At 70.4% G+C, this 24,540-nt stretch carries 23 protein-coding genes and 1 tRNA gene; 13 read left to right on the top strand and 11 right to left on the bottom strand.

Annotated features, from left to right (window positions below; genetic code table 11):
• The first annotated feature begins 44 nt into the window (after positions 1-44).
• Positions 45-875, top strand: coding sequence for a PSP1 domain-containing protein (locus BMX74_RS32875; protein ID WP_420538156.1), 831 nt, complete (start codon positions 45-47; stop codon positions 873-875).
• Between the two features lie 93 nt (positions 876-968).
• Positions 969-1,045 (top strand) — tRNA-Thr (locus BMX74_RS32870).
• Positions 1,046-1,520: 475 nt separating this feature from the next.
• Here BMX74_RS32870 and BMX74_RS32865 read toward each other — a convergent pair.
• The gene (locus tag BMX74_RS32865; protein WP_218154121.1) at positions 1,521-4,262 is read right to left on the bottom strand and encodes an AfsR/SARP family transcriptional regulator; all 2,742 of its coding nucleotides are present in this window, start codon (positions 4,260-4,262) and stop codon (positions 1,521-1,523) included.
• A 343-nt stretch (positions 4,263-4,605) separates the two neighbouring features.
• Here BMX74_RS32865 and BMX74_RS32860 point away from each other — a divergent pair, with 343 nt between their 5' ends.
• From BMX74_RS32860 to BMX74_RS32840, 5 genes are all read left to right on the top strand, one after another.
• Positions 4,606-5,004, top strand: a complete 399-nt coding sequence (locus tag BMX74_RS32860) for a S8 family serine peptidase (protein WP_091104453.1) — start codon at positions 4,606-4,608, stop codon at positions 5,002-5,004.
• On the top strand, positions 4,998-6,356 hold the full coding sequence (locus BMX74_RS32855) for a hypothetical protein (RefSeq protein WP_091104452.1): 1,359 nt from the start codon (positions 4,998-5,000) through the stop codon (positions 6,354-6,356). The genes BMX74_RS32860 and BMX74_RS32855 overlap by 7 nt, the downstream gene beginning before the upstream one ends.
• A gap of 259 nt (positions 6,357-6,615) precedes the next feature.
• Positions 6,616-7,548: a carbohydrate binding domain-containing protein gene (locus tag BMX74_RS32850; RefSeq protein ID WP_082535584.1), complete on the top strand. Its 933-nt coding sequence runs from the start codon at positions 6,616-6,618 to the stop codon at positions 7,546-7,548.
• Between the two features lie 124 nt (positions 7,549-7,672).
• Positions 7,673-8,089 (top strand): NUDIX domain-containing protein, encoded by a 417-nt coding sequence (locus BMX74_RS32845; protein WP_091104450.1) that lies wholly within the window; start codon positions 7,673-7,675, stop codon positions 8,087-8,089.
• A 245-nt stretch (positions 8,090-8,334) separates the two neighbouring features.
• On the top strand, positions 8,335-8,655 hold the full coding sequence (locus BMX74_RS32840; RefSeq protein ID WP_177227603.1) for a transposase: 321 nt from the start codon (positions 8,335-8,337) through the stop codon (positions 8,653-8,655).
• A gap of 257 nt (positions 8,656-8,912) precedes the next feature.
• Here BMX74_RS32840 and BMX74_RS32835 read toward each other — a convergent pair whose 3' ends face one another.
• Positions 8,913-9,413 (bottom strand): hypothetical protein, encoded by a 501-nt coding sequence (locus BMX74_RS32835; RefSeq protein WP_091104447.1) that lies wholly within the window; start codon positions 9,411-9,413, stop codon positions 8,913-8,915.
• A gap of 282 nt (positions 9,414-9,695) precedes the next feature.
• Entirely contained in the window at positions 9,696-9,884 is a 189-nt protein-coding gene (locus BMX74_RS43400) for a hypothetical protein (protein WP_143078844.1), read from the bottom strand.
• Positions 9,885-10,358: 474 nt separating this feature from the next.
• On the opposite strand from BMX74_RS43400, the gene BMX74_RS32830 reads away from it, so the two are divergent.
• The gene (locus BMX74_RS32830; protein WP_143078843.1) at positions 10,359-12,131 is read left to right on the top strand and encodes a hypothetical protein; all 1,773 of its coding nucleotides are present in this window, start codon (positions 10,359-10,361) and stop codon (positions 12,129-12,131) included.
• A gap of 255 nt (positions 12,132-12,386) precedes the next feature.
• Here BMX74_RS32830 and BMX74_RS32825 read toward each other — a convergent pair whose 3' ends face one another.
• Together BMX74_RS32825 and BMX74_RS32820 are read right to left on the bottom strand one after the other, a co-directional pair.
• Entirely contained in the window at positions 12,387-12,839 is a 453-nt protein-coding gene (locus BMX74_RS32825; RefSeq protein WP_218154124.1) for a GNAT family N-acetyltransferase, read from the bottom strand.
• A 252-nt stretch (positions 12,840-13,091) separates the two neighbouring features.
• Positions 13,092-13,574: an HIT family protein gene (locus tag BMX74_RS32820; protein WP_055509503.1), complete on the bottom strand. Its 483-nt coding sequence runs from the start codon at positions 13,572-13,574 to the stop codon at positions 13,092-13,094.
• A 244-nt stretch (positions 13,575-13,818) separates the two neighbouring features.
• Here BMX74_RS32820 and lgt point away from each other — a divergent pair, with 244 nt between their 5' ends.
• A complete protein-coding gene (gene lgt / locus BMX74_RS32815) occupies positions 13,819-14,745 on the top strand; it encodes a prolipoprotein diacylglyceryl transferase (RefSeq protein WP_091104442.1) in 927 nt (308 codons plus the stop codon).
• 113 nt (positions 14,746-14,858) lie between these two features.
• On the opposite strand, the gene BMX74_RS32810 is transcribed toward lgt, so the two are convergent.
• Genes BMX74_RS32810 through BMX74_RS32800 form a run of 3 tightly spaced genes read right to left on the bottom strand, consistent with a single transcriptional unit; the run spans position 14,859 to position 17,439 of the window.
• Positions 14,859-15,311: a GerMN domain-containing protein gene (locus tag BMX74_RS32810; RefSeq protein WP_091104441.1), complete on the bottom strand. Its 453-nt coding sequence runs from the start codon at positions 15,309-15,311 to the stop codon at positions 14,859-14,861.
• Positions 15,308-16,768: a sensor histidine kinase gene (locus BMX74_RS32805; protein WP_256257408.1), complete on the bottom strand. Its 1,461-nt coding sequence runs from the start codon at positions 16,766-16,768 to the stop codon at positions 15,308-15,310. Before BMX74_RS32805 ends, BMX74_RS32810 begins: the two co-directional genes overlap by 4 nt.
• Entirely contained in the window at positions 16,765-17,439 is a 675-nt protein-coding gene (locus tag BMX74_RS32800; RefSeq protein ID WP_055508767.1) for a response regulator transcription factor, read from the bottom strand. Before BMX74_RS32800 ends, BMX74_RS32805 begins: the two co-directional genes overlap by 4 nt.
• 138 nt (positions 17,440-17,577) lie before the next feature.
• Here BMX74_RS32800 and BMX74_RS32795 point away from each other — a divergent pair, with 138 nt between their 5' ends.
• Positions 17,578-18,081 carry a hypothetical protein gene (locus BMX74_RS32795; protein ID WP_143078842.1) on the top strand — a complete coding sequence of 168 codons (504 nt, stop codon included), beginning with the start codon at positions 17,578-17,580 and terminating at the stop codon, positions 18,079-18,081.
• Positions 18,082-18,172: 91 nt separating this feature from the next.
• Here the strand turns inward: BMX74_RS32795 and BMX74_RS32790 are convergent, their stop codons facing one another.
• From BMX74_RS32790 to BMX74_RS32780, 3 genes are all read right to left on the bottom strand, one after another.
• Positions 18,173-18,406 (bottom strand): hypothetical protein, encoded by a 234-nt coding sequence (locus tag BMX74_RS32790; protein WP_091104437.1) that lies wholly within the window; start codon positions 18,404-18,406, stop codon positions 18,173-18,175.
• Positions 18,407-18,619: 213 nt separating this feature from the next.
• Positions 18,620-20,191 carry an amidohydrolase gene (locus BMX74_RS32785; RefSeq protein ID WP_091104435.1) on the bottom strand — a complete coding sequence of 524 codons (1,572 nt, stop codon included), beginning with the start codon at positions 20,189-20,191 and terminating at the stop codon, positions 18,620-18,622.
• Positions 20,184-21,605, bottom strand: coding sequence for an APC family permease (locus BMX74_RS32780; RefSeq protein ID WP_055508774.1), 1,422 nt, complete (start codon positions 21,603-21,605; stop codon positions 20,184-20,186). Before BMX74_RS32780 ends, BMX74_RS32785 begins: the two co-directional genes overlap by 8 nt.
• Positions 21,606-21,739: 134 nt before the next feature.
• Here BMX74_RS32780 and BMX74_RS32775 point away from each other — a divergent pair, with 134 nt between their 5' ends.
• The 3 genes from BMX74_RS32775 to gdhA all read left to right on the top strand — a co-directional run bounded on the left by BMX74_RS32775 (position 21,740) and on the right by gdhA (position 24,484).
• The gene (locus BMX74_RS32775) at positions 21,740-22,360 is read left to right on the top strand and encodes a TetR/AcrR family transcriptional regulator (protein WP_055509507.1); all 621 of its coding nucleotides are present in this window, start codon (positions 21,740-21,742) and stop codon (positions 22,358-22,360) included.
• 161 nt (positions 22,361-22,521) lie between these two features.
• A complete protein-coding gene (locus BMX74_RS32770) occupies positions 22,522-23,058 on the top strand; it encodes a plastocyanin/azurin family copper-binding protein (RefSeq protein WP_218154120.1) in 537 nt (178 codons plus the stop codon).
• Positions 23,059-23,143: 85 nt separating this feature from the next.
• Positions 23,144-24,484, top strand: a complete 1,341-nt coding sequence (gdhA, locus tag BMX74_RS32765; RefSeq protein WP_055508778.1) for an NADP-specific glutamate dehydrogenase — start codon at positions 23,144-23,146, stop codon at positions 24,482-24,484.
• Positions 24,485-24,540 lie beyond the last annotated feature (56 nt).

Genomic DNA, 24,540 nt, shown 5'->3' with positions numbered 1-24,540 from the left:
CCCCGAGGCCATCAGGAGGCGAACGCGAGCCCATGGGAATGATCATGGCCGTAAGCTTCACGCGCTACGGACGGCTCTACTACCTCGACCCCGGCGGCCACAGCCCCAAGGTGGGCGACAAGGTGCTCGTCCCCACCGACGCCGGGCCCGAGATCGCCGAGTGCGTGTGGGCGCCGCAGTACACCAGCGAGGACATCGACGGGCTGCCCGTGTGCGAGGGCATCGCGGGCGAGGAGCACATCGCGCGCGACGAGTCCAACAAGCGCCGCAGGGCCGAGGCACGCAGCGTCGCCAAACGGCTGATCAAACGGCACGGCCTGCCGATGAAGGTCGTCGGCGTCGACTACCTCGACCAGGACACCGTCTTCACCGTCTACTTCTCGGCCCCGCACCGGGTGGACTTCCGCGCGCTCGTCCGCGACCTGGCCCGCAACCTGCGGGCCCGCGTCGAACTGCGGCAGATCGGCCCGCGCGACGAGGCGCGCCTGCAGGGCGGCATCGGCCCCTGCGGGCGCGACCTGTGCTGCGCCACCTTCCTGAAGGACTTCGAACCGGTGTCCGTGCGCATGGCCAAGGACCAGGACCTCCCGGTCAACCCCCTGCGCATCGCCGGGGCCTGCGGCAGGCTGATGTGCTGCCTGAAGTACGAACACCCGCTCTACCAGGAGTTCCGCGCCTCGGCGCCACGCATGGGAGCGAGCGTGGACACCCCGGAGGGCCCCGGCACGGTCGTGGGCCACAACGTCCCCTCCGACTCCGTGGTGGTCCGCCTCAACGACGGCGGCCGCCGCTGCGCCTGCCCCTCGGCCTCGGTCTGCTCGCCAAGAAAACAGCACGACGCGATGTACGGAGAGCGGCCGTCGCCGTCGGGCTGACGTCCGGTGCGGGCGATCCGTCCCACGATGGGTCGCCCGATGGGAGCGAGAACCCCTCAGGCTCCTGTAGACTTCTTCACGCTGTACCGGCACGCCGCCTTAGCTCAGTCGGCCAGAGCACTTCACTCGTAATGAAGGGGTCTGGGGTTCGAATCCCCAAGGCGGCTCCAGCTCAAAGGCCCTCTCGGATGATCCGGGAGGGCCTTTCGCATGGGCGTACAGCAGCGAAGGACAGCTACCGGCTCGCTACTCGTCGTGCCCCTCCAGCTCATCTCGAAGGTCATCCAGTCTTCGTCCGTCGGGGAGCTGCCACATGATCCACCCGTTGACCTGCGGCTCTCTCCCTCCACCAGGATTGAACGCCAGACCATCGAAGAGCATCGCGGCCAGGACGGCGACCAGGGCCGACGCGGTCCAGCTCGCCGAGTCGCTCCGGAGGGAAGAGCCGCAAGGGGCTCCGCCCCCTGCGCCGTCGGCCCTCTGCAACAAGATGCTTGGGAGGAAGACGCCGACGAGCTGAACCCATGAATGAGAGACGCTGTCATCCCGAGCGGTTTTCGTTGATCAGTGCCGGTGGGGTTGGCGGTCGTGCCGAGGAGGTGCAGGCGCCGGGGGTGACTTCTATGACGAACGGCACGTACAGGGTCACCGGCGCCGCTCGGCCACCGCCTCATCGGTCTGAGGATGGCCGAGCTCTTTGAGGATCGCCAGGGCACGCTCGGCGGCGTCGGCGGGCCCGTCCCCGCACCTGCTGCCGCCGGGGCGGGTGAGGGGGTCGGCCTGGTGGTGGCGGTGGCCGGCCTCGCGGAACAGCTCGACGGCCCGCTCGTACCAGGAGACGGCCTCCTCGTGGCGGCCCAGGCGGTGGCAGGCGTGGCCGAGGCTGTCGCAGGCGTCGGCCTGGCCGAGGACGTCGCCGAGCCGCCGGTGCAGGTCGAGCGCCTGGCGGCAGTGGTCGAGGGCCTGCTCGTGATCGCCGAGCCGGGCGTGGGACCAGCCGACGGCGTTGAACGCGCGGGCCTGCCCGGTCAGGTGGCCCGCTGCGCGGTAGAGGGCCAGGGCTTGGGCGGCGTGGCTCAGGGCGTCCTGGTGGTGGCCTTGCCGGCTGCGCATGGTGGACAGGCTGAGATGGACGTGGGCCTGGCCGGTGGGCTCGGCGAGCTCGCCGTACAGGTTGAGGGCGAGCTCGAAGTGGCCGCGGGCCTCGTCGAAGCGGCCCGTCAGGGCGTGGGCCCGGCCCAGGCCGCCGTGAGCGCAGGCCGTCCCGAGCCGGTCGCCGGCACGCCGGGCGGCGGCCAGTGCGGTGGTCTGGACGGCCAGGTGCTCGTGCCGCATCCCGCGGCCGTCGAGGAAGTCCGCGACGGCCCAGGCGAGCTGCCAGGCGTGGCCGTCGAACCCCTGGGCGGCGGCGTGGGGGATCGCGGCCACGAGCACCGCGGACTCGGCGGTGAACCAGGCCATCGCGGTTTCGCGGTCGCGCGGCGGCTCATCCGCCGCGCCCTCCGTCGGCGGCGGCGCGGGGAGGAGCGGGTCGCGGTGCGGGTTCAGCAGCACCGCCGCGGCGTGGGCGGCGTACAGGTAGTGGCTGAGGAGCCGGTGCGTCGCGGCCCGGCGTTCGGCCTCCGGGGTGAACGCCTGGGTCAGCTCGACGGCGTGGGCGCGCAGCAGGTCGTGGAAGGTGTAGCGGCCGGGGACGTGCTGGGTGAGAAGGTGGGCGCGGCACAGCTCGGCCAGCAGCGGACGGGCCCGCTCGACCGGCAGGCCCGCGAGACCGGCCGCCGACCGCACGCCGAAATCGGGCCCCGGATGCAGGCCGAGCAGCCGGAACATGCGCGCCGCCCCTGGGCTCAGCGCCTGGTGTGACCAGGAGAAGACGCACCGCACCTGGGTCCCGGGGCCACCGGCGTCGAAGGCGTCCAGGTTGTCGTGCACGGCGGGCAGTTCGCCGGCGATGGCGGCCAGCGGGAAGTCGGGGTGGGTGGCCGCGCGGGCCGCGATGACGGCCAGGGCCAGCGGCAGCCGCGCGCACCGGGCGATGATCTCCGCCGTCGCGCCGGGGTCCGCGGTCACCCGTTCGCCGCCCAGCCGGTGGGCGAGCAGTTCGCGGGCCTCGGTGTCGGACAGCAGGTCGAGACGGACCGGATGGGCGCCCTCGGCGGCGATCAGGGCCGGGAGCTGGTCGCGGCTGGTCACCAGCACCAGGCAGCCGGGCGCGCCGGGCAGCAGCGGCCGGACCTGCTCGGCGTCGCGCGCGTTGTCCAGCACGATCAGTGTCCGGCGCCCGGCCAGCAGGCTGCGGTAGAGCCCGGTCTGGGCCTCGATCCCAGCGGGGACGCGATCGGTCGGCACTCCCAGGGCGTCGAGGAAGGCGCGGATGGCCTCGGTCGGGGTCATCGGCCGCCCGCTCTGGTCGAAGCCGCGCAGATTCACGTAGAGCTGGCCGTCGGGGAACCGGTCGCGTACGCGGTGGGCCCAGTGGACGGCGAGCGCGGTCTTGCCCACGCCTGGGGCGCCGGTCACGGCGGCGACGACCAGGGCCGTGGGCTGCTCGCCGACCCTGGCGAGCAGGGCGTCCAGCCTGGCCAGTTCGCCCTCGCGGCCGGTGAAGCCGTACACGTCCGGGGGCAGCATCGCGGCGACGTGCCAGGCCGGGCGAACAGTGGTGGCCGCGGGCCCGGCCTGGGAGCGCAGCAGGGTGTCGTGCAGGCGTCGCAGGTCGGCGCCGGGGTCGAGGCCCAGCTCGTCGGCCAGCCGCTGTTGCAGGGCCCGGTAGGCGTCGAGGGCGTCGGCCAGCCTGCCCGAACCGTGCAATGCGCGCATCAGCAGCTCGACCAGGGACTCCCGGAACGGATGCTGCTCCACCAGCGCCAGAGCCTCGGCGGTGACGTCGCCATGACGGCCCAGCGAGAGCTCCAGCGTCAGGCACTCCTCCACGACCGCGAGCCGGCGCTCCTGCCAGATCCTGGCCGCACCTTCGAAGGCCCAGCCCCGCATGCCGGCCAGGAAGGGGCCGCGCCACAACGACAGCGCCTCCCGGTACGCGGCGATGGCCCCCGCCGGGTCCCGGTCGGCGGTCTGGCGCGCCGCGGCGGCTAAGGCCTCGAAAGTACGGGTGTCCAGGCCGTGCTCGCCAGGTTGCAGCAGGTAGCCCGCGCGCTGCGTGGTGATCAGGTCGGGAGCGGCCCCGGCATCGACCAGCATCCGGCGCAGCCGGGTGACGAGGTCCTGGATCTGCCGGCGCGCGGAGGCGGGCGGCTCCTCCCACACGACGTCCACGAGCTGGTCCACGGTGACGACCCGGCCGGCGTCGAGCAGCAGCGCCGCCAGCGTTCTTTCCTGCCGTGGCCCGTGCAGCACCACCGGGCGGCCGTCCAACCGGACGTCCATAGGTCCCAAGATGCCGAACCAGGCCGTGGCCATCACGCGTTCCCCCCTTGATCTGCGAGCGTCAGTGTAGACACCCGGAGGGATGCGCCGGCGAGACCGGTTCGAGGAGCGGATGAGGGCGGATCGAGGACAGGCCGTCCTAGCGTCATGGACCCGGTGGGGGACAGCCCCTCGCCGGTCGTCACCGTGATCGGACAGGAGCCCACGATGGTCCACCCCTCGCAAGGGCGCCCGCCCGTGCAGGGATACCCGCAGCCCTGGCCGGGACCGCCATCGCAGGCCGCCGAGCCCCCGCCCGGCATGTCCCGGCCCGGCGCGCCCCTTCCGCCTCGCCTGTCCCGGCATGATCGGCGTCGCCGCGATGAGGCCGGACGGGAGGCGGGCGGGGTTCTCGCAGGTGCGCTCGTACACCACGATCGCCGCTCCGGGCGTCGACATATTCAGCGCCTCGAACACGGGCGGGTACCAGCTGGTGGACGGCACCTCTCCGGCCTACGCGCTCGCCGTGGGGACGGTGGCCCTGATGATGTCCCGCGCTCCCGGCCTGAGCCCGCGTCAGGTGCGCCGCGTCCTCGTCGAGACGGCCGTCAAGCCCGCGCGGGGTTACACCGTCTTCCCGGGCCACGGCCTGATCAACGCCCGGGCCGCGGTACAGGCCGCGGCTCGCGCCGCACCCGACCGGGCGGCCGCCGCGCCGTACTGCCCGACCATCAGCGTCCATGGAGGAAGGTCTACGTGCTGACACGCCGTCGTGCCCTGTTCACGTTCACCGGATCGGTGTTCCTGCTGAGCGGGTGCCGCCTGCCCGGCGTTCTGACAGGGGTGGAGAAGACGCGAGACGCCACGGACATGCAGGCCGACGTCAAGCACTTCATCGAGCGCCGCAACGCTGCGCTGCGCTCCCGTGACGAGCAGGCCTGGCTCGCGGACGTCGACACGTCCAACGCCGCGCTGATGGCGAGCCAGAAGCTGCACTTCGCGAATCTGCGCAAGTTCAAGTGGGAGACCCTGCAGCTGTCCAGCGGACCTGGCAGCGGCCCGCTGGCCGCCGAGCCCCAGCGCCACACCAAGACGTTGCCGCAGAACGTCGACGGCTTCAAGGTCCGCATGCTCTCCAAGATGGCCGGCGTCGACGAGGCCAGCAGCGCCAGCGATTTCATTTACCTGTTCACGATGATGAACGGGCGGTACACGCTGATCGACGTCGGGCCCGACACCGACAACTACAGGGCGACCTACGACTCGCCGTGGGAGCTGACCCCGCTGACCGTCGCCAAGCGCGGGGACGTGGTGCTGGCCACGGATGGGTCGGTGCCCGACTTCGACACCTACGTCAAGGTCGCCACCAGGGCCAGCGCCGAGGTGCGCCGCGACTGGCTGGGCAACCCGGCACCCTCCGGCTTCGCCCTGTTCCTGACCCGCAGGCCCGCCAGCTACAAGAAGTGGTTCGGCGCGGGCACGCCCAGCTGGTCGGAGGGCGTGGAGATCCCCTTGCACGGCGCCACCACCGACAAGATCGATGTCACGGGCCACTACGTGGGCTCGCGCGTCGTGGTCAACATGGAGATCGCCATCAAGGCGGACAATCCGCTGGGGGTGATGAAGCACGAGATCACCCACGCGATCAGCACGGCGGTGCAGCCGATCGACATCGAGCTCAGCCCGGTAAGCGGCGCCCCAGGCACGGGGCTGAGCCTGTCCGCGCCCCGGTGGGCCGTCGAGGGCTTCGCCCGCTACATCGAGAACCGCGGGACCCCGGCGGCCGGCGACAGGTGGGTGATCCGTGACGGCCTGGCCAAGGGCCTGCTGCGCGCGGACCTGCCCAACAACGAGCACTTCTACGATGACAAGTACCGCTCGTTCAACTACTCGCTGGGCTGGTCGCTGTTCCAGTTCATCGCCGAGGCCAAGGGCCACGCGACCGCGCTCAAGGTGTACGTGGAGCTGGTCTCGAGGGCGAGCTTCGGCAACATGCAGGGCAGCGACGCGCTCTTCGACGCGCTGTACCGCCTCAAACTGCAGAGGGACGCGTTCGTCACCACGAGGAGCTCCCTGTTCTGGCAGCAGTGGACCGCATTCCTGCACAGGATGTGACGTCAGGAGAACGCGAGCTACCGACAATCGCCCAATGCTCGTGTGAGCGAGGACGCGACGAGGATCCGACGAGGACGAACCGAGGAACTTCCGCCATAGCGTGACTCGCGTAGCGGCGCTGTCGTTTTAGCGGTTCGCAATCTGCGTGTGGCTCGCGTCGTAGGGACGCGCGGCATCGTGTCGCGATGAATGCAAGTCTTCGATTAGTCGTCGAGATCGCTGCTCCGGACAAAGGTCGGAGCAAGGCAAGGAAGTATGAATGCGGAATCCCCTTTCGATGCGTCTCTTCGCCGTCGGTGCCTTCGTGGCGATGGCCGCGGCGGCGACTCCCGCGTACGCCGCCGCGCCCGCCGGCGACCTCGTGGTGAACGGCTCCCTGGACGACGGGGTCAAGGGCTGGTGGGCCTCCAAGAACACCCCGATCAAGGTGACGGACGGCCGGTTGTGCGCCCAGGTCCCCGCGGGTGGTGACAACGTGTGGGCCGCGATGGTCGGGCAGAGCGGCGTCGCGGTCCAGGCCGGGCAGACCTATCAGTTGAGCTTCGAGGCGACCGCCACGAGGACGACGAGAATCAGATCGCTGGTCCAGGGCAGCGGCGAGAAGCACGCCGCGATCGTCGACGGATACCCCGAGGTCGGCGGCAGCTCGAAGAAGTTCACCTACGTGGCCACGGCCAAGTCCTCGGACTCGCAGGCCCAGGTGTTGTTCCAGGTGGGCGGCGCGGACGCGCCGTACACGTTGTGCGTGGACAATGTGTCTCTCGTGCCCGTCCACCAGAGTGTGGTGAACGGCTCGCTGGACAACGGGGTCAAGGGTTGGTGGGCGTCCAAGAACACCCCGATCGAGGTGACGGGAGGGCGGTTGTGCGCTCAGGTCCCCGCGGGTGGTGACAACGTGTGGGCCGCGATGGTCGGGCAGAGCGGAATCGCCGTGGAGGCCGGGAAGACGTACCGGCTGAGTTTCAAGGCGTCGGCGACGCGGACGGTGAAGATCAGGTCAGTGGTCCAGGGCAGCGGTGAGACGCACACCGCGATCGTGGACGGCTACCCCGAGGTCGGCACCGGCTCCAGGACCTACGCCTACCAGAACACCGCCAAGTCCTCGGACCGGGAGGCCCAGGTGTTGTTCCAGGTGGGCGGCGCGGACGCGCCGTACACGCTGTGCCTGGACGACATCCTGCTCACCGACTAGAACGTCGGGCGCAGCGGTCCGGCCGTCCTGGCGCAAGCCCCGGCGGACCGCTGCGTCCTCCACCGGGCAAGCGAACTGCCACGCCTCGAGCGAGCCGAACCGCTCAGCGGGTCAGAATGGGCCGATGACGATCTCCGCTGACGACTCCGGTCCGGTCCGGATTGTGACGGGCGTGCTTCGCGACGGCGATCGGGTGTTGCTGTGTCATCGAAGCGCCGGACGCCGTTGGTATCCCGACGTGTGGGACCTGCCGGGCGGTCATGTCGAGGAGGGGGAGGATCCGAAAGAGAGCCTTGTCCGCGAGCTTCGCGAGGAGTTGGGAATCACGGCATCGGAGCCGTCCAGCCCGCCGATGCATGAGATCCGGACCGCGACGTTCGACATGCAGATCTGGTTGGTGGACAGGTGGACCGGAACACCCGTCAACGCCGCGCCGGACGAGCACGACGCTGTGGCGTGGTTCGAGATGTCCGAGCTTGACGGCCTGCGTCTCGCCCATGAGTCGTATCTCTCGATGCTCACCGCCGTGCTCGTCGCCTGACGTCGCTCAGGAAGCCAGGGGTGCGCGCTCGTCGGCAGATCCGCGCACTCGCGCCCGGCTCGGTTCAAGATCCACGAGCGATGCCGGTTCTCACGACCATCTCGGCACGCGGCGCCGGCAACGTGGCGCCGAAGTCGCGACCGAAGCCAGTCTTCCTGTGAGTGACGTCTTGAGTGACAACGGGGCAGGCGATCGCAGACGACAGTCGAGCAGGGCTGTCCGGACTCTTGCGGGGGCATCGGCAGGTGATCGACGGCATCTTGTGGCTACTGCGCACTGGCGTGCCGTGGCGTGAGATTTCGGAGTGGTACGGGTCTTGGCAGACCTGCTATGAGCGGTTCAATCGCTGGGAAGAAGACGGCACCTGGGCCCGGCTGCTGGAGGAAATGCAGGTCACGGACGACTCCGTCGGGCAGGTGGAGCTGGCCGTCAGCATCGACTCCACCTTCGCCCCGCGCCCACCAGCGTGCCGCCGGAGCCAACAGAAGGGGGACGGCGGTGGGACGATCGCTAAGAAGCAATCGCAGAAGCCGGTGGTCGTCCTCGCGCCCGGCCCGGCACTCTGATCGCGGACAAGGGGGACTCCAGGATCCGGCTCGACCTGCGCCGTCGCGGCATCAAGGCGGTCGTCCCCGAGGGCCGCGGCCAGATCTCCAATCACAAACGTAAGGGCGGCTATGGCGGCCGCCCTTACGCTTTCGACGCTGCGACCTACGAGCAGCGCAATCTGGTGGAGAGCGCTGCATCCATCGGCAAGCTCAAGCAGTGGCGGTTCGACAAGCCGGCCAGGCGTCACCTGGCCGGTGTCGGCATCAGACGCTCCCTAGCAGGCGCCCTTCACGTTGGGCAGCAGGCACCCGGTGTCGAACGTCTGCTGGAACGCGATCACGATGCCGTTCGTGTCATCGCTGAGCTGGACGTTCGAGTAGGTCACCCGTGCGAGCTCCAGGCTCTGGCCAGGCGGGCAGGAGAAGGCTCCCGGCGACGGCGGGAGGATCGCGAGCGAGGCCGTCACCTGGCCGTTATTGCCGGAATTGAACGTGCCGGTCGCGCTCACGGGGCCGGAAACGGTTTCCTTGTTCTGGGCGCTGGGGTTCTTTCCGCCTCGGTTGACGCAGACGTACGTGGCGGTCGAGTTCGCGCTTGCGGTGTAGTCGATGTTCTGGTTGTTGCCGAGTCCGGCTTCCTTGAAGGAGACGATCAGGTTCGTGCCGCTTATCTGGCCGGTGACCGAAAGGAAGTGCGGGTTTACAGCCTGTGCGGGCAAGGCCGCCACGGCGAGCGTGGCCAGCGATGTGGAAAGGAGGGTCGAGATTCGCTTCATGGGAACTCCTCAGGCGGGACGGTAGAGCCATGGACGCGGTAAAGGGCGCGTTGTGCCGGCCCTATGCTGAGTCCTGGATTCTGGTGTTTGTTGACGTGACGTAAGTCGAGTTCATTCGACCGCTCAGGTCTGAGCTCGACTGGGGCAGCGCCGCTGTTCGGCAGAAGTGCGAAGCGCGCGCCGATCAGGAAATGTGCGACGAACGGGTGGTGGGAGAGGAACGCGGGATCCGAGAGTGCGAAGGCTCGGGCGCGAATGCGCGCGGCTGCGTACGCGCTTCCGTCATGTGCCACCCCCGCCGTCGCCGGGTTTATCGGCGGCCAGCGTCGCGCTGGCCACCGAAACCCCCACCATGTCATTCGGCTCGGGCACGTTCGTTTCCCCTTCGAGGGCATCCATTCCGACGTGGTGGAAATTGTCCACTTTGATCGGAAACACTCGTTTTGGCCGCCCGTTGCGGCTGTGCGGCATCGCCTTGATTTCCTTGCCATCAGGGCTGCAAACGAAGATGATCTATTCTTGTCTTTCCGCTTGCCGCTTGATTGAAATGCCCATTCACGTCGCGCTGGTTCGTCCATAAATGCGCCTTTGAGGGTGAATCAAGGCCTGCGGTGGTGGCCGACCCCATCCAGGCCCCACTCTGGTGCAGCTAGCCACGAGCTTCGACGACGCCTTCCAGTACATGCGGATCGCCGGCCGTAACACGCTGCCCCGCACCCGGAACAACGTCGGCGAAGCACTGAAGCGGGGGATCCCGCTGCGCGTCGGGCATTCTCGCTGCTCTTTCTGTCTCGCCCTGCTTGTGCTTGAAGTCGTACGAGACGTGAGGAAGGAGCATGCAGACCGGTAACACAATGACATCGGCCACGCGACATTTCGGGCACCCAGCGCCTCGTCATCATCGAAGTCCGCCTGTATGGCGGTGCCGCGCTAAGATCGCGTCCCATGCTTTCGGATGGTTTATGGCGAATTATCAGGATCGGATTAGTAGGTCTGGTCCTTGCGGCGGCGGCCGCGGGACTGGTGATCGGCGACTCCTGGCTCTGGGCGGCCGTCGAATGGTCGCCGCCGACCCACGTGCGGTTCTACGCGCCCAATGGGTTCGACACCCTGACGGTGATGGCGCTGCTCGTGGCCGCTCTGGTGAAGGCCGCGCTCCTGTGGCTGATCCTGCGTGCCCCCGCACCGGGACCGCTGAATCGCCGGGCGAAGGCGCTGCGCCGGCTGCTGTATCTGGCGGTGGCGTACGCGCTCCTGCTGTGGTTGCCGATCGCGCTGCTCCCCAACGTGGTCGACGCGGCGTTCCAGTTCGTGCTTTGGACCGCGATCGACGTCCTGTACCTGCTCGTCATCCGGTGGCGCTCCTCGATGCTGCGCGCCGCGGCCGGAGCGTTGTTCGCGGTCGAGCTGGCCGGGATGGCCGACGAACTGCTCGACGAACTCGACCTCCCAGAGCTCGGCTCGGGCGGCATCGTCGGACTGGGCTTGATGCTGGGCGGAGTGGCGGCGACCGTCATCACGGTCGTCGGGCAGTGGCGCGACGGCCGGTGGAGCCGCGGCACGCTGATCGCCGGATGGTCGTCGGTGGGCGTCTACGCGCTGCTGATCCCGCTCAACCTCCTCTTCGAAGAGATCTCCAGCGGCAGTCCGGCGATGCCGGTCATGATGGACGCGGTAGGTCTCGTCAGCACCGTGTGGATGGCGGCGACCGCCCGTGAACTGCCGGCTGACGACCGCCTGGCAGATCTTCCGCCTGCTCGGCGGCGCGTGGTCCGCGTCACGGTGGCGACCGTGGTCGTGCTGCCGATCATCGCCGTGATCCACCCGGAGCAGACCCCGCACCTCACCTACACCGGCTGGTCGCCGGGCTGCCATGACCGGCCCAGCTTCGGCGACCTGAAGCCCGCGGAACGCGGCGCCGTGTTCCTGTGCCTGGTGCGGAGCACAGCTGGCGGGGTCCCGCCCATGTTCCCGGACAGCCTGTCCGACCAGGCGATCCTCGCGTACGGGCGGGCGCTGTGCCGTGCGAAGGACCGCGACGAGCAGGAGGCGCTTCTGAAGCGGGCCGGGAGCGCGCGGTCAGGCTGGGGCGCGGACCCGTGGGATCTCGTCTACGTCTGCCCCGAGGTCATCGGCGCGACCCATCCCGAACTGCTGCGGTCGAGCGCGGAGACGAAGTCGGCCCACGACGCCTACATCGCCGAGGAGAACGCGAGGTGCCGCGATCCGTGGCCCCGGACGAAGGGTGTCGTCCAGGCCACGGCCAACTACTTCCTGTTCGTCGACGGCGATCCCGGTTATCTGGTCCACGACCCCGCGGACGAAGCTGCCGAAGAGGCGGCGGAACAGGCGATGGACAAGGTCTACGACGACAGCGCCGGCATCGGGGTGGCCCGCAGCGCGGCGCTCATCGGGCATGTCGAAGACGTCGTTGATCTGTGCCTCACCGTGAAGGCCCTCCGCACCGCGCCGCCACGGCGGACGGCCGGGTGGGATCAGGTCAACGAGGTGCCGATCGTCAGCCGCAGCGGCCAGCTCACCGTGCCCGAGAAGGGTGAGGGCGAGGTGGGAGCGGGTGCGCCGATGCCGAATCTGGCGATCGCGGGGAAGGGCCGCTACCGGCTCCGTGTCTACGTGCGGGTCGGCGATGCGGGGGAGGAGCACCTGGTCGTCGTGTTCCCGGGTGCGTCGAGGAAGAGGCTCGAACTGAAGCCGTGAGCGGTGGCGGGGGCGCCACGGTCACCGAGGTGCGCTGCCACCCCGTCACGCTCAGGTGCTACGGCAGGCGAAGCCACTTGGGCAACCGCGGAACTGCCCGACAAGCGCCGCACACATCCACGGACGTCAGCGGATCTCCTCACGGGCGCTTGTGCCGGTTCCCTCGCCATGAAGGGGCGTGGGTGGTCAGAAGCCGTCCGTGGTGATCGCGGAGGGCTTCCGGCTGACGGTCAGCGTCCCGGCCGGCCGACGGTGTCAGCGGTCGGGCAGCGTTGGATGGGGAGCGTCGGGAACGATGCCGTGCATGTCGTTGGTGAGGGCCCATCGGCCATGACCTCGCCAGGCACCATTGATGAACAGGAGATCAGGGGAGTAACCCTCGTAACGGAAGCCGTGGCGTCGGACCAGTTTGATGGACGCCTGGTTCTCCGGTCTGATCTGCACTTCCAGTCGATGCAGCCGTAGCTCGTCAAACGCGTGGCGCAGGACCAGGCCAAGACCTTCTGACATGTATCCGCGTCCGGAGTAAGGCGCGAAGGAGGCGTAGCCCAGCGAGCCGTTCTGGAAGCGTCCGCGAATGATGCTGTTGATGTTGACATTGCCTGCTATGGCGCCGGTGTCGCGCAGGCAGACCAGTAAGCCTTCGGCCGATCGCCCCTCGTCGAATCGACCCAAGAACGCTCGGAACGCGTCCGGGGTGGCGGGCAGGTTCAGGCCGGCGGTGGCACGGGCGGAACGCTATCGCACGACGGCACGTCGCCTATGGGTGTTGGCCTGCTGGCGGGCCGTGACACGATGTCCGCCGCTGTCGGGAACGCCCGGCGCAGGTTGAGGCTCACTGCGGTACTTGTGGGGTTGCACGAGCCAACCGCCGACCAGGGACACGCAGAGGTGCAGCGCGATCATCCCCGTGGGGTGGTCGGCGGGCTGGGGTGATGATCGCTGAGCAGAGTGCTGGTGTCAGGCAGGCGCATCACGATTGGCGCCCGTGTCCGCGGTAGGCGATCCCAGCTCTGCCAAGCCGGACCGGACCGCTTCCGATTCCTGATCGAGCAGACTCCGCGCCCTTGTGCCCCAGTCGGCGGCTATCCGGAAGCTGTCCCCCTCGAAGCGGGGGAACACGTGCAGGTGAAAGTGGAAGACCTCCTGAAATGCTGCTTTCCCGTCCGCGAGGAAAACGTTCACGCCCTCACATCGCAAACCGGAGCGCCGTAGAGCCCGGGCCATGCGATGGCCGACCGTCCACACGTGCGCACTGGTCTCCTCATCAAGGTCTTCCAACCCCACGGCGTGAACGCGCGGAATGACGAGGAGGTGGCCAGGGGTGACGGCTCCTGTGTCCATGATTACCATGACGCGGTCGTCGGCGTAAGGAACGCTCGCCTCAGCCTCGCCGCGAACGATCGCGCAGAAGACGCAGTCCGATTCGCCAAGATCTCCCATAGTCGACATGGTGACAGCGGGCGGCGTCCGCGGCGAATGATTTGGTCGCGCTGATGATCAGGCACGAATCCCCTCAGGCTGCTGCGCCTGGTTTGTACTGGTTCCGGGTTGGCGGAGATCTGCTGATGGCAGGCGCGCCGTCGAATGGTGCGCCGGTTCGGCTGCGCCGCGGTCATGTCGCGGAAGGTTTGCGATCAGGTCGCGAAGGCGGTCACGCGGCCTTTAGTTGATTAGCCTCACCGGTATGCTCCTCGCCTCGATTCCCAGCCCCTCCGAAGGGGTCTGGTATCTCGGGTTCGTCCCGATCCGGGCCTACGCGTTGTGCTTCATTCTCGCGATCGGCTTCGGCATCTGGCTGAGCGAGCGCCGCTGGCGCGCCCGCGGCGGCGAGAAGGGCACGATCGGCGACGTCGCGGTCCCCGCAGTGATCTTCGGCCTGATCGGCGCCCGCCTCTACCACGTCATCACCGACTGGCAGACGTACTTCGGCCCACGGGCGATCAAGGAGCCCTACCAGGCGCTGTTCATCTGGGAAGGCGGGCTCAGCATCTGGGGCGCGGTCGCCCTGGGAGGCGTGGGCATGTGGCTGGCCTGCCGCCGCCGGGGGCTGTCGCTGAGCGCCGTGGCCGACACGGTCGCGCCCGGCATCGCGTTCGGGCAGGCGATCGCCCGCTGGGGCAACTGGTTCAACCAGGAGTTGTACGGCGGTCCGACCACGTTGCCGTGGGGGCTGGAGATCGACCAGGCGCACGGCGGCGAGCCGGGTGTGCTCTACCACCCGACGTTCCTGTACGAGTCGCTGTGGGACGCGGCGCTCGGTTTCGCGCTGATCCTGGCCGGCAGGCGGTTCACGCTGCGCCACGGCCGCCTGTTCGCCCTGTACGTCGCCGGCTACACGTTCGGGCGGTTCTGGATCGAGGGGCTGCGGATCGACCCGGTGGGCGGAGTGGACCACGCGGTGACGCTCCTGGGGCTGCGGATCAACCAGTGGACCTCGATCGTGCTGTTCATCGGGGCGCTGGTCCATCTCTGGGTGACCCGCGACAAGGACACCGAGGAGATCGTGGTGCCGGCCTCACGTCACGAGCCCTCACGTCACGAGGCCTCACGTCACGAGGCCTCGCACGGGGAGGACGGCGGGCAGGGCTCCGACCCTGTCGAGAGCGGCTGACACGACCGGCATGCTCGGCGGACGCCGGCGGATCTTGAGTGGGTGTCCGTGGAGGCTCGTCAGTCCGGGCGGCCTTCGTCGTGCTTGTGCAGCAGCGACGAACGTCCGCGGATTCACGTGAAGTCCGCGCAGCGGGCCTCCGGCTTGCCAGGGACGGCGACCCGTACGTCATCCAGGTCCACGCCGCGCTTGGCGGCGGTGGCGGCGGCGATCGTGCAGACGAGCTGCCCGGTTGCCGTCCGCGACAGGCGGGAGACCGAGCCGCCTTTGTTCAGTGTGAACCCGTCGTCGTCCACCTCGATGGCCATGTCCTCGGGCAGCCGGGTGGTGAAGGAGCGCTCGCGCTCCTTCGAGGTGGGACCGTCGGCCAGCAGTTCGACGGCTTCGGCTGCCTCCAGCGGGCCCTCGGGGCGGGTGACGGAGGCGAGGCGGTCGTGCTGCACGAAGTACAGGCGGGTGCCCTGGATGAAGCCGCGGGCGGGCTCCCCGGCGGGGATCACGTCGGTGGGGCCGACTCCGCAGGCCGTACAGGCTGCCAGGAGCAGGGCGAGGGGCCAGGTTCTCACGGGCGGTCCACCGGTGGGGCGGTCCCGGCGGGGGGTTCCTGGGTGGGGAGGTTCCCCTGTGCGGAGGGTCGTTCGACGGCGGGACGGTTCCTGGGGAGGGTGAGGGTGAAGACGGCTCCGGGGCCGGGGGCGACGGTCAGGTCGCCGCCGTGCAGGAGGGCGTTCTCGCGGGCGATGGCCAGGCCGAGGCCGCTGCCTTCTGAACGGGCGCGGGCGGTGTCGGCCTTGTAGAAGCGTTCGAAGACGTGGGGGAGGACGTCGGCGGGCAGGCCCGGCCCGTGGTCGGCGACCTCGACGGCGACGGCCCGGCCGGTGGCGCGCACCCGGACCGTGACGGGCGGCGCGCCGTGCCGCAGCGCGTTGCCGACGAGGTTGGCGACGATGACGTCCAGGCGGCGCGGGTCGAGGGGAACCCGGATGTCGGGCGGCAGGTCCGCGGTGACGGTGGAGCTCCAGCCGCGGGAGCGCAGGCAGGCGGCGACGGCGGCGCCGACGTCCACCTCGTCGAGGTTGAGCACGGCTGCTCCGGCGTCGAACCGGGAGATCTCCATCAGGTCGTCGACGAGCTTGCCGAGCTGGGCGATCTCGGCGGTGATCAGCTGGGCGGCGGTGCCGGCGTCGGCGTCCAGACGGTCGGCGCCGGCTTCGAGGATGTCGGTGACGGCGGTGGCGGCGGCGAGCGGGGTGCGCAGCTCGTGGGAGACGTCCGCGACGAACCGCCGCGACCTGGCCTCCATCTCGCGCAGCTCGCCCACCGAGCGTTCCAGCGCGGCGGCGGTCTCGTTGAACCGTCCGGCCAGCCGCGCCAGTTCGTCGCCGCCGCGTACGGGCAGGCGGGTGTCCAGCCGCCCTTCGCCCAGCCGGCGGGCCGCGCGGTCCAGGTCGGCGACCGGGCGCAGCACGCCGCGCGCGGCCAGCAGCCCGGCCAGCACCGCCAGCAGCACGACGGGCAGGGCCGCCGCCTGCGCGGCGCGCAGCACGGCCGCCTCGTCGGAGGCGGCCTGCGCGAGCGACTCGACGAGGTAGACGGTGATGCCGGACGGCGCGCCGCCCGCGCGGAGCATGACCCTGCTGCCGGCCACGAGGTACGGCACGCCGTCGCGCGTCACCCGCTGCCAGGCCAGTTCCGGCCGCCGCAGGACGTCCGCCCGGAGTTCGGCGGTGATGCGGGCGTCGCTGGGGACGGCGCCGTCCCTGACCACGTACACCTCGCGGTCGCCCACCTCGAGGTCCTCGGCCAGCAGGGCGAGCTCCTCGTCGCCGGCGGGCAGCGCGACGTCGCGTGACAGCAGCAGCACCCGGTGCCTGAAGTCGTTCAGCAGCCGGTCCTGCACCCCGGTCAGCAGGTTGTCACGCGCCTTGTGGTAGGTCAGCCCGGCGGCCCCCACCGCGCTCAGCCCTCCCACCAGCACGAACGTGATCACCAGCCGGGCCCGAAGCCCCCGCAGCCAGTTCATACCGGGCCGAAGCGGTAACCGAATCCGCGCACGGTCTGCACGTACCTCGGTTCGGCCGGCACGTCCTCGATCTTGGCGCGCAGCCGCTGCACGCACGCGTCCACCAGCCGCGAGTCGCCCAGGTAGTCGTGCTCCCACACCGACTCCAGCAGCTGCTGCCTGCTGAAGACCTGGCCGGGGGAGGCCGACAGATGCAGCAGCAGCCGCAGCTCCATGGGCGGCAGCGCGACCTGCCTCCCGCCCCTGCTCACGGTGAGGGAGGCCCGGTCCAGGCACAACGTGCCGTACGTCTCCACGGGCGAGGGCACACCGTCGGCGCGGCGCAGCACCGCCCTGATCCGGGCCTCCAGGACCTGCGGGCGCACCGGCTTGACCACGTAGTCGTCCGCGCCGGCCTCCAGCCCGCCGACCACGTCGAAGTCGTCGCCCCTGGCGCTCAGCATCACGATCGAGGTGGAGGTGGTGGCGCGGATGCGACGGCAGACCTCGAACCCGTCGATGCCGGGCAGCATGAGGTCGAGCACCACCACGTCGGCGGCGAAGCGCGCCAGCCGCTCCAGCCCTTCCTCCCCGGATGTCGCCGACTCGACCTCGTGATCCCTGCCTTTGAGGGCGAGCGTCAGAGCGTCCCTGACGTTCGGGTCGTCCTCGATCAGCAACACGCGAGCCATGCGTCCCAGTATCGGCGGCTACGACTTCCGGTTTGTTCGGCCTTGGAAGCTATTACACGTTCATGACATGGCGCGGACGGGCCGCTCACAACGGCGGGCCACGGTGTTGGGCAGTCAGCCGACTCATGGGAGGAAACCGTGTTGATCAGCAAGCGGCGTCTCGCCGTCCTGGCCGCCTTTCCCGTCCTCGCGCTGAGCGCGGCGTGCGGGGCGCAGAGCTTCGCCAGCACGTCGAGCCCGGCTCCCGCCGCCGCCAAGCCCAGCTGGCACGAGACCGCGGTGAAGTTCGCCGGGTGCATGCGGGAGAACGGGATCGACATCCCGGACCCCGTCAAGGGGCAGGACCTCGACACCAGCGCCGTCACCAAGGTCACCCAGGCCAAGCTCGACGCCGCCATGAAGGCGTGCAAGGAGTGGGACTCGGCGATCCTCGGCGGCTCAGGACCGTCCTCGCCCGAGGACGAGGCCAAGTTCGCCGCGTGGGCCCAGTGTCTGCGTAAGGGCGGCGTCTGGCAGCCCATCGACAAGGGGGAGGAGAAGCCGGCCGGGTTCAAGCAGGTCGAGCCCGGCTCGGCCGCCGAGAAGCAGGTCTTCGAGGGGTGCGACTCCCTGCGGCCGCCCGCGCCGTACGAGGAGGGCTAGCAGCCCCGCGTGCTCCCGCCTGGCCATGCCCTTCCCGCCGCGGGGACGGGGGAGGGTTGGCGGGAACTCGGGACGGCCCTGGCTCCCGGCATCAGGAGCCAGGGCCGGCCGAGGTCGTGGGGCGCGCGATCACGACGTACCTCTCGTCCTGGATCGGCCGGCCCCACAGTGCCGGATCGGTGAGGTGTTCGGTGTGGACCACGTCGGCCAGTGGCTCAAGAGCCTCGATCAGCCGGGCGGCCGTGACGCCGCCGAGCCAGGGCAGCCTTGGAGTGCCGGTGGTGTAGGCGTCGCCCGCTGCGCAGGTCTGCCAGCGGCCTTCCACGAGGACGAGCCGTCCGTTCGGGCGTAGTTCCGCAGCCGAGGTCGAGGACGTCGGCGGGGGAGCCGGGGGGCCACTCGGCCACCACCTCGGGGGCGGTGGTGGCAACCGCCCGCTGCCGGTCACGTACGGGAAGGGCGGCCCATGCTCCGGCGTCCGCCGCCGTCGTCAGGGTCGGTCGGCTGTCGCGAGGTCCTGGATGAGGGTTCGGCGTTCTCAGGGTGTTCCTGAGAGCCAGGTGCCGAGTACGGGGATGCGGTGCACGTCCAGCGGGTCGGTGGTGCGGGGGTCGGCGGCGAGCCAGACCAGGTCGGCCTCCATGCCGGGCGCCAGCGTGCCCCAGCGGTGCTCGGCGAACGCCTGGTAGGCCACCCCCGCCGTCTGGGCGCGCAGCGCCTGCTCCACGGTCAGCCGCTCCTCGGGGATCCAGGGGCCGGAGCCGTCGAGGGTCTGGCGGGTCGCGGCGACGCGGATGCCGAGCAGCGGCTCGTGCGAGCTGACCGGCCAGTCGCTGCCGAACGACACGGCGGCGCCGAGGCGCAGCAGCGAGCCCATCGGGTACTGCAGGGCGGCGCGTTCCGGGCCGAGCCTGGGGATGGTCAGCTCGGTCTGCAGCGGGTCGAGCTGCGCCCACAGCGGCTCGAAGTTCGCGATCACCCCGAGTTCCGCGAAGCGCGGCAGGTCGGACGGGTCGACGAGCTGGGTGTGGGCGATGACGGGCCGCCGGTCCCTGGCCGGGTTCTCGCGGACGGCGCGTTCGACGGCGTCGAGCGAGGCGCGTACGCCGAGGTCGCCGATGGCGTGGATGTGCACCTGGAACCCGTCGGCGTCGAACGCGGCGACGGCGTCGGCCAGGGCGGCGGGCTCCCAGACGGGCATGCCGCAGGAGTGGGGCGCGTCCTCGTACGGGGTGAGCATCGCGGCGGTGCCGCCCTCGATGACGCCGTCGGCGAAGAACTTGACGGTGGCGGCGGTGACCAGCCGGGACCCGGCGACCCGCTCGCGCAGCGCGGCGAACTCGGCCCGCTGGTCGCGCCAGGTCTCCGGGTCGGCGCGGAAGGCGAGGTTGGCGCGGAAGGCGAGGGCGCCGCGCCGCTCGGCCTCCAGGTAGGCGTCCACCATGGGCGGTTCCACCCAGGCGTCCTGCACCCAGGTGATGCCGGCGGAGGACATGGTCCTGCCGGCTTCGGCCAGCCCTTCGACCAGTTCGTCGGCGGACTTGCCGGGGACGAGGTCGAGGACGAGGTCGCACGCCTGCCATTCGCGCAGCGTGCCGAGGGGGCTGCCGTCGGCGCGCCTGACGATCCAGCCGATGGCGGGGTCGGGCGTGCCGGGGCCGATGCCGGCGCGTTCGAGCGCGGCGGTGTTGCACCAGACGGTGTGGTAGTCGTAGGCGCGCAGCGCGACGGGCCGGTCGGGCACGGCCTCGTCGAGCCAGCGGGCGTCGAAGTCGCCGCCGGGCACGAGGGACGGGTCGTAGCTGCCGCCGGCGATCCACTCCAGCTCGGGGTGTTCGGCGGCGTACCTGGCGACCTCGGCGACGATGTCGGGCACCGTGGTCAGCCCCTTGATCTGCGGCCCCTGGGCCTCCAGCCCGCCGAACAGCGGGTGGGCGTGGCCGTCGCCGAAGGACGGCATGAGGAAGCCGCCGCCGAGGTCCACCAGGGTGCCGGGTCGGCGCAGGGCGTCGGCGCCGACGGCGGAGATCCGCCCGTCGGTGACCGCGAGCGCGCCGGTGACCTCGGCGCCGGTCCAGATGGCGCCTCCGGTGAACACCAGGTCAGGCATGGGCGGTCTCCTCCACGTCGATGGTGGTGAGCAGGGCGTAGCGGGCGGAGTCGCGGCGGCGGATGCGCCAGGCGAGCGCGGCGCCGATCGCGAAGACGACGGGCACGGGCAGGATGAGCAGCGTGTTGACGGCGGGCGACGCGGCGGTGAGCAGGTCGAAGTTCTTGATCACCAGGACGATCATCACGCCGAGCGCGAGGAACGCGGCGAACGGCGCCGCGATGACGCGGCCGAAGCCGTACCCGCGGGAGTCCTTCCTGAAGAAGACGACCACGGCGAGCGCCGCGAGCGCCTGCAGGGCCATCACGCCGATGATGCCGGTGCCGTTGGTCCACAGGAAGATGACGTCGTACGGGTCGGATCCAGCGGCCATGCCGGCCGCGATGACGGCGAGCGAGAGGGCGACCTGCACGGCCACGGCCACGGCGGGGGAGCCGTTGCGGGAGATCCTGGCCAGGGGGCGGGGCAGCACGCCTTCGCGGCCGAGGGCGTAGAAGTAGCGGGTCGAGGCGTTGTGGAAGGCGAGCGCGGCGGCGAAGCAGCTCGTCACGATGAGGATGTGCATGACGTCGGCGGCCAGGGTGCCGACGAGCCTGGACGTCGCGGTGAACACCATGTCGGCGCCGCCCTCGCCGTTGGCGACGGCGACGGCCTGGTCGGTGCCGTACGCGCTGATGATCATCCAGACGGTGAAGGTGTAGAAGACGGCGAGGAAGGCGACGGCGGCGTAGGTGGCGCGGGGGACTGTCCTGCGCGGGTCGCGCGCCTCCTCGGCGTAGATCGCGGTGGCCTCGAAGCCGATGAAGGCGCCGATGGAGAGCACGAACATGCCGCCGGCGCCGCCGGAGAGCAGCCCGGCGGGGTTGAACGGCTCCAGCGACAGCCCGCTGCCGCCGCGCAGCAGCACGGCGCCTTCGAACACGAGCAGGATCAGCACTTCCAGCACCAGCGCCACGCCCAGCACCCGGGCGCTCAGCGTGATCTTCAGGTAGCCGAGGACGCCGACGGCGGCGACGCACAGCAGCGTCCAGACCTGCCAGGGGACGTCGAGTCCGAAGACGCTGGAGACGGTGGAGCTGGCGAAGACGCCGAAGGCGGCCATGAGGCCGATGCCGATGAGGTTGTAGGAGATGACGGCGACGTACGCGGAGCCCAGCCCGGTGACCTTGCCGAGCCCGCGGCCGATGTAGGCGTAGAAGGCGCCGGCGTTGCGCACGTGGGCGCTCATGGCGGTGAACCCTGCCGCGAACAGTCCCACGACGATGCCGGACAGGAGGTATCCCAGGGGGGCGACGACGCCGCCGATGCCGATGGCGAACGGGGCGACACCGGCCATGACGGTGAGGGGGGCGGCGGCTGCGACGACGAAGAAGACCAGGTCAGCGGTGCCGATGGCGTTACGGGCCAGGGACATGGGCCCTCCAAAAACTAAGTGCTTTAGTTTGTTGGGAGGACGATAGCCGCAGCACCGCCGCAGGGGAAGAGGCAATTCCGCGACGGCTCCCCGCGTGGGATGGTGTGCTCAGGCACCGGGACAAGGGAGAGCTCGTGGGCAGGCCGCAGCGGCCGATTCTGAGCAGGGAGCGCATCTTCGCCGAGGCGCTGCGGCTGATCGACGAGGAGGGCGCCGAGGCGCTGACGGTCACGCGGTTAGCCGCCCGGCTCGGCGTGCAGGCCGCGTCGCTCTACAACCACGTCGCGGGACGGGACGAGATCGTCGAGGGCGTCCGCGAGCTGGTCGTCATGGAGATCGACATCGACGCCCTGGGCCGCGGCCCGTGGCGCGAGGCCATCGCCGTCTGGGCCCGCTCCTACCTGGCAGCCTTCGCCAGGCACCCGAACACGATCAGGCTGTTCGCCACCACCACGATCAGGTCGCCGCTCACGCTCGCCATGTACGAGCGGGCGGTCGTGCTGCTGGAGGAGGCCGGCTGGCCCACCGACCGGGTGGTGGCCGTGTTCACCGCCATCGAGTCGTTCACGCTGGGCTCCGCGCTCGACCTCGTCGCGCCCACCGTCATGATCGACCCGGCCGCGCAGGGCGACACGGTGCCGCGCCTGGCCATCGCGCTCAAGGGCGAGCACCCCGACCGGGCCAGGGAGGCGTTCGAGCTGGGGCTGACGGCCCTCGTCGCCGGCCTGGAGTCCCTGCGCGAGGGAGGCGGCTGACCAGGGCCCCAGTCGAGGCTCCTGACCAGGGCTCCAGCCGAGGCTCCTGACCAGGGCCGACACCGCCGGGGGCCACCGGGGGCACTCCCCTTAGCCTGGAACGAGGGACGCCCGCCCGGCGGCGGGCGCACGCACGCGATCAGTTGCGGGGGTGGGGTCCGATGAGGCTTCACGACGTACGGCTGGTGGGGACGGCGGCCGCGGCGATGCTGGCCGCGACGGTGGCGGGGGCGCCCGCGGCCGAGGCCCGGCAGGGGCAGGTGCAGGGGCAGGCCCAGCAGCAGGCCCAGGCGCAGGAGTGCACGCCGCCGCCGCTGCCCAGCCAGGTGGTGGACGTGACGCTGACCGACTCGGGGAACACCATGCGGCTGACCGTGAAGCCGGCGAAGGTCAAGGCGGGCCAGGTGTCGCTGCTCGCCCGCAACACCGGGACGTTCGCCCACGAGGCCGTCGTCCTGCCGCTCGCGCAGGGCCAGACCGTGGGCAGGCGTCCGATCGGCTCCGACAGCCGGGCGAGCGAGACCGGCAGCGTGGGGGAGGCGTCGAAGAACTGCGGCAAGGGCGAGGGCGAGGGCATCGCGCCGGGCTCGGCCGGCTGGACCACGCTCACGCTGCGTCCCGGAAAGTACGAGGTGATCTGCAACTTCCCCGGCCACTACGCCGCGGGGATGCGCGCCGAACTCGACGTCACAGGCTGACGGCGCCCCCCGGAGGGAGCGCTCTCCTCACGCACTCGTAGGGTGACGGTGAGGCCACACGGGCCGGTGGGTGAGAAGGAGCACGGTGCACGAGAAGCTGTCGGCGATCTATGACAACGTCCTGCGGCGCAACCCGGGGGAGATCGAGTTCCACCAGGCCGTGCGCGAGGTGCTGGAGAGCATCGGGCCGGTGCTCGGCAAGCACCCGGAGTACGCGGAATCGAAGATCATCGAGCGGATCTGCGAGCCGGAACGGCAGATCATCTTCCGGGTGCCGTGGGAGGACGACCAGGGCGAGGTGCAGATCAACCGGGGCTTCCGTGTGGAGTTCAACAGCGCACTGGGCCCTTACAAGGGCGGGCTGCGCTTCCACCCCTCGGTCTACCTGGGCATCGTCAAGTTCCTCGGGTTCGAGCAGATCTTCAAGAACGGCCTGACCGGGCTGCCGATCGGCGGCGGCAAGGGCGGCTCCGACTTCGACCCGAAGGGCCGCTCTGAGCGCGAGGTCATGCGCTTCTGCCAGAGCTTCATGACGGAGCTCTACCGCCACATCGGCGAGTACACCGACGTGCCCGCGGGTGACATCGGCGTCGGCCAGCGCGAGGTCGGCTTCCTCTTCGGCCAGTACAAGCGCATCACCAACCGGTACGAGTCCGGCGTGATCACGGGCAAGGGCCTCAGCTACGGCGGCGCCCAGGTCCGCACCGAGGCCACCGGCTACGGCTGCACGTTCTTCGTCGAGGAGATGCTCAAGGCACGCGGCACGTCGTTCGACGGCAAGCGGGTCGTGGTGTCCGGCGCGGGCAACGTGGCGATCTACACGATCGAGAAGGTGGCCCAGCTCGGCGGCGTCGTCGTGGCCTGCTCCGACTCCTCCGGGTACGTCCTGGACGAGGGCGGCATCGACGTGGCCCTGCTCAAGCAGGTCAAGCAGGTCGAACGCGGCCGGCTCGACTCCTACGCCAAGCGGCGCGGCGGCGAGGCCGTCTTCGTCCCCGGACGCAGCGTGTGGGAGGTCTCCTGCGAGGTCGCGATGCCGTCGGCCACGCAGAACGAGATCACCGGCCGCGACGCGGAGACGCTGGTCCGGGGCGGCTGCGTGGCCGTCGGCGAGGGCGCGAACATGCCGACGACGCCCGAGGGCGTCCGGGTGTTCCAGGAGGCGGGCGTCGCGTTCGGGCCGGGCAAGGCCGCGAACGCGGGCGGCGTCGCCACCAGCGCGCTGGAGATGCAGCAGAACGCCAGCCGCGACTCGTGGAGCTTCGAGTACTCGGAGCAGCGGCTGCGCGACATCATGACCGACATCCACACCCGCTGCCTGGCCACGGCCGACGAGTACGGCATGCCCGGCGACTACGTGGCCGGGGCCAACATCGACGGCTTCAGGCGCGTCGCGGACGCGATGCTCGCGCTCGGCCTGGTCTGAGCCGCCGCGCCGGCAGGACGGCCGGCCGCTGCCGGACACGGCCAGGGCCTTGCCGC

It is taken from the genome of Nonomuraea pusilla (genome assembly GCF_900109355.1).
Lineage (GTDB): Bacteria > Actinomycetota > Actinomycetes > Streptosporangiales > Streptosporangiaceae > Nonomuraea > Nonomuraea pusilla.
This window is presented reverse-complemented; position numbering and strand designations above follow the sequence as displayed.

Coding starts and splice junctions, on each gene's coding strand:
- BMX74_RS32820 (WP_055509503.1), bottom strand. CDS start 13,574: ATGGGAGATCTTGGCGAATCGGACTGCGTCTTCTGCGCGATCGTTCGC.
- BMX74_RS32805 (WP_256257408.1), bottom strand. CDS start 16,768: ATGAACTGGCTGCGGGGGCTTCGGGCCCGGCTGGTGATCACGTTCGTG.
- BMX74_RS32785 (WP_091104435.1), bottom strand. CDS start 20,191: ATGCCTGACCTGGTGTTCACCGGAGGCGCCATCTGGACCGGCGCCGAG.
- BMX74_RS32865 (WP_218154121.1), bottom strand. CDS start 4,262: ATGGACGTCCGGTTGGACGGCCGCCCGGTGGTGCTGCACGGGCCACGG.
- BMX74_RS32800 (WP_055508767.1), bottom strand. CDS start 17,439: ATGGCTCGCGTGTTGCTGATCGAGGACGACCCGAACGTCAGGGACGCT.
- BMX74_RS32850 (WP_082535584.1), top strand. CDS start 6,616: ATGCGGAATCCCCTTTCGATGCGTCTCTTCGCCGTCGGTGCCTTCGTG.
- lgt (WP_091104442.1), top strand. CDS start 13,819: ATGCTCCTCGCCTCGATTCCCAGCCCCTCCGAAGGGGTCTGGTATCTC.
- BMX74_RS32835 (WP_091104447.1), bottom strand. CDS start 9,413: ATGAAGCGAATCTCGACCCTCCTTTCCACATCGCTGGCCACGCTCGCC.
- BMX74_RS32830 (WP_143078843.1), top strand. CDS start 10,359: ATGCTTTCGGATGGTTTATGGCGAATTATCAGGATCGGATTAGTAGGT.
- BMX74_RS32860 (WP_091104453.1), top strand. CDS start 4,606: ATGATCGGCGTCGCCGCGATGAGGCCGGACGGGAGGCGGGCGGGGTTC.
- BMX74_RS32875 (WP_420538156.1), top strand. CDS start 45: ATGGCCGTAAGCTTCACGCGCTACGGACGGCTCTACTACCTCGACCCC.
- BMX74_RS43400 (WP_143078844.1), bottom strand. CDS start 9,884: ATGCCGCACAGCCGCAACGGGCGGCCAAAACGAGTGTTTCCGATCAAA.
- BMX74_RS32845 (WP_091104450.1), top strand. CDS start 7,673: ATGACGATCTCCGCTGACGACTCCGGTCCGGTCCGGATTGTGACGGGC.
- BMX74_RS32780 (WP_055508774.1), bottom strand. CDS start 21,605: ATGTCCCTGGCCCGTAACGCCATCGGCACCGCTGACCTGGTCTTCTTC.
- BMX74_RS32770 (WP_218154120.1), top strand. CDS start 22,522: ATGAGGCTTCACGACGTACGGCTGGTGGGGACGGCGGCCGCGGCGATG.